We start from the raw sequence: 3341 nt of genomic DNA, 5'->3' as shown, positions 1-3341 counted from the left end.
CGGCCCACGCGCATGACATCTCGACGATCCTCGACAAGAAGGGCGTCGCGGTGCGCGCGGGGCATCACTGCGCCGGTCCGCTGATGGATCACCTCGGCGTTTCGGCAACCTGCCGCGCCTCCTTTGCGCTCTACAACACCGAGGCCGAGGTCGACACGCTGATCGATGCCCTCGAGCTGGCGCACGAGCTTTTTGCCTGAGCCGCGACCGATCTGAAACATGTGATCTGCGCCCCGGCCGCGACCGGGGCGCAGCGCGTTTCGCCTCTGACAGGCCTCAGCCGCAGCGCAGATCCTCAGTGAGGGCCAGGCTGTCGCGGTTGCTCTCGACCCAGCGCATCACGTTGCCCATCGTCATGCCCTCGCCGCCGAACCCGCTCCAGGGGGTGAAATCGGTGTTGAGGATGCTTTCCGGGTCGAGCCGCAGCAGGCGCACGAACACCTGCGCCACGATGGTGCCCCCGACGCCGGTCAGCCTGCCGCCGGCATCCGCCTCCTGCAGGCAGTAGAACCACAGGGGCGTCTTGTCGATGTGGCGCTCCTTGAGCAGCGGCGGGGCGGGCAGCTCCTTGACCCCGAGCTGCGGCGCGTGATCGTGCAGCCAGCGCGCCACCTGCTGCCCCGAGGCCAGCTTCAGCGCGGTGCGGTCGCGCAGGATGTTGCGCAGGCCGAGCTTCTTGGCCTGGGCCTTGCTGACCACCAGATCGCCCCATGTCTCTTCCTTGGCGACGATCGGATCGGGCAGGGCGAACAGGGTCGCGGCCATCTTGGTGCCGACCGGCAGCGCCTTCTGGGTCTTGCCGTCGCCCATGTCGAAGAACATCTCCATGTCCATGTCGTCGTCGGGCACGCGCGGCGCGAACGCCTTCATCATCGCGAAGAGATCGCGCGCGGGGCCGTCCTTCTTGAGCCGGTAGGAGGGTTGCACGGTGGCGTGCCCGAACCGATAGGCCGCGCCCGAGAACTCCGCCGGCATGATGGGGCCGTGCTTGCCGAAGACGTAAGGCGCGTCGAGCGCCGCATCGATACAGTCCTGATCGATGAAGGATGGCAGCAATTGGTGCAGCACAAGCCACTGGTAATGCAGCCGCACGGTGCGGCGCACATGTTCGAAATCCATCAGACGCGGCGCGACGGTTTCGTGCCAGACGCTCTGCCGGATCGACATGGCGCCGAAATCCTTCACCACCTGCTTGGCCTCGCCACCGTCCTTGGCGTGGCTCATCAGGATGTTGTGCAGGCAGATGAAGGCACCTTGGATCTGGCTCACGAGGATGTTCTCGTCATTGCGCGGATCGCCGATCAGGGCGGTGCCCTTGCCGTTGCGGGCAAGATCGAGCGGGCAATCCTCGCGCCCGAACAGCAGGTAGTCCTTGTGCTGCGGGTGATAGAGATGCGGGCTGGCCTCGGGGCCGTCGCCATAGACGCAGTCGAGGTCGAGCGCCGGGGTCCGCACGTTGCGGATCGAGCGCGGGTCGATCTTCTTGCCGATGCTGCTGGTCGCATCGAGGGTAATGTCATGGTCGACGAACTGGCCGAAAAAGGTCATCCCGGCATCCGCCGGACCATCGGTAATCTCGGAGGTCTTCATGCTGTCGACCAGCGCGATATAGGCCTCGAGGATATGCGCGGGCGAGAGGTTTCCGGTCAGCTCGTTGGGCTTGCCGAGCAGGTGGCCGAAATGCTGCGCCAGCGGCGGCTCGGCCATCAGGGCGTTGCCGTCAAGGCACTGTTTCACAAGGTAATCATAGCGTGACAGGGCGTGGATCATGCCGGTCATCAGAAAGTCTCCTCCAATAAATAACGTGATGAAATGCGGGGCGGTGCCCGCATGAATCATCCTATAAGTGTATCATAATTGTACCGTGAACGGATAAGGCGCATCCGCCACAGTACCGGCTGCGATCGGGGCGAGGGCTGGCGATGACGGTGGGCGGCTGTTAGCCTTCCTGCACAATCAGGATCGGGGAGTGAGTGCATGGGGCCGGCAACGGACGCCGACGATATTTCGCGAATTGCGTTTGGATTCATGGGATCGCAGGCGCTGTTCACGGCGCTGGATCACGGGGTGTTCACCGTGCTGTCCGAAGGCGCGCTCGATGCCGAGGGGCTTGCAGAGCGCACCGGGCTGCATCGCGACCGGGCGCAGACCTTGCTCACGGCGCTGGCCGGTCTGGGGCTGGTGACGGTGGCGCAGGGGCGGTTCGCAAATGCGCCCGCAGCCGAGGCGTTCCTCGTGAAGGGGGCGAAATACGATTTTGGCGATTACCTGCGGCTGCAGGTCGGCAAGCAGATGTACGGGCTCATGGGGCAACTCGGAGACGCCGTCGCGGGGACGCTGGGCGCGGGGGCCACGGCCTCGTACGAGCAATGGTTTTCCGATCCCGAACAGGCGCGGCTCTATTCCGAGAGCCAGCACGCGGGCTCGCTCGGTCCGGCGCGGCAGCTCGCCCGGCGCATCGATCTGACGGGGGCGCGCCGCATGCTCGACGTGGGCGGCGGCACCGGTGCGTTCGCCATCACGCTCTGCGAGGCCTTTCCGGAGCTTCAGGTCACCATCGTCGACTTCCCCAATGTCGCGGCCCTGGGACGGCGCCATGCCGAGGAGGCGGGCCTGTCGGACCGGATCGCCTTTGTCGAGGGCAATGCGCTCGAGACCGACTGGCCGGGCGGGCAGGACGTGGTGTTGATGTCCTATCTGTTCTCTGGCGTGCCGGGCGCCGCCCATGACGGTCTCATCGCGGGCGCCTATGACCGGCTGCGCCCGGGTGGCCGGCTGTTGATCCATGATTTCATCGTGCACGCCGACCGCAGTGGCCCGCCGCTGGCGGCGCTCTGGCAGTTGCAGCACACCGCCTTCACGCCGGAGGCGCGTTCCGTCGACGCGGAGGGATTGGCGACCCAGCTGAGAGCGGCGGGCTTCGCGGAGGTGTCGGTTTCGGAGATGATCCCGCAGATGACGATGCTGGCCGTCGGCCACCGTCCGGAGTGAGCGCAGGAAAGCGTCCGGGGGTAAGAATTCCCGATTGCGGGCCGCTTTGGTTTGCACTATCACCCCGGCGCAGGCACCCGTAGCTCAGCTGGATAGAGCGCTGCCCTCCGAAGGCAGAGGCCATAGGTTCGAATCCTATCGGGTGCGCCAGACCCCACCAGATGGTTATTCGTCGACGATGTTGTGCTCGGGGCCGTAGGGGAAACCGGTGATGTTTTCCGCGCCGTCCTCGCCGACCACCAGAATGTCATGTTCGCGGTAACCGCCCGCGCCCGGCAGGCCTTCGGGTATCCAGATCATCGGCTCGATCGACACGACCATCCCGGGTTCCAGCACCGTGTCGATGTCTT

At 65.5% G+C, this 3341-nt stretch carries 4 protein-coding genes and 1 tRNA gene; 3 read left to right on the top strand and 2 right to left on the bottom strand.

Going from position 1 to position 3341, the window contains the following annotated elements:
- On the top strand, window positions 1–200 hold a 200-nt coding region (locus AC6RA4_RS24290; protein ID WP_500164707.1), incomplete at its 5' end, for an aminotransferase class V-fold PLP-dependent enzyme.
- 76 nt (window positions 201–276) lie between these two features.
- Here the strand turns inward: AC6RA4_RS24290 and AC6RA4_RS24285 are convergent.
- Window positions 277–1779 carry a peroxidase family protein gene (locus tag AC6RA4_RS24285; protein WP_500164705.1) on the bottom strand — a complete coding sequence of 501 codons (1503 nt, stop codon included), beginning with the start codon at window positions 1777–1779 and terminating at the stop codon, window positions 277–279.
- A gap of 198 nt (window positions 1780–1977) precedes the next feature.
- Here AC6RA4_RS24285 and AC6RA4_RS24280 point away from each other — a divergent pair, with 198 nt between their 5' ends.
- The gene (locus tag AC6RA4_RS24280; protein ID WP_500164703.1) at window positions 1978–2991 is read left to right on the top strand and encodes a methyltransferase; all 1014 of its coding nucleotides are present in this window, start codon (window positions 1978–1980) and stop codon (window positions 2989–2991) included.
- Window positions 2992–3064: 73 nt separating this feature from the next.
- Window positions 3065–3141: transfer RNA gene (locus AC6RA4_RS24275), tRNA-Arg, on the top strand.
- 15 nt (window positions 3142–3156) lie between these two features.
- Here the strand turns inward: AC6RA4_RS24275 and AC6RA4_RS24270 are convergent.
- The coding region (locus AC6RA4_RS24270; RefSeq protein WP_500164701.1) for a M24 family metallopeptidase at window positions 3157–3341 on the bottom strand (185 nt) is incomplete at its 5' end.

It is taken from the genome of Salipiger sp., assembly GCF_059781815.1.
The sequence above is the reverse complement of the archived record's forward strand: the minus strand, read 5'-3'. Positions and strand labels throughout refer to the sequence as shown.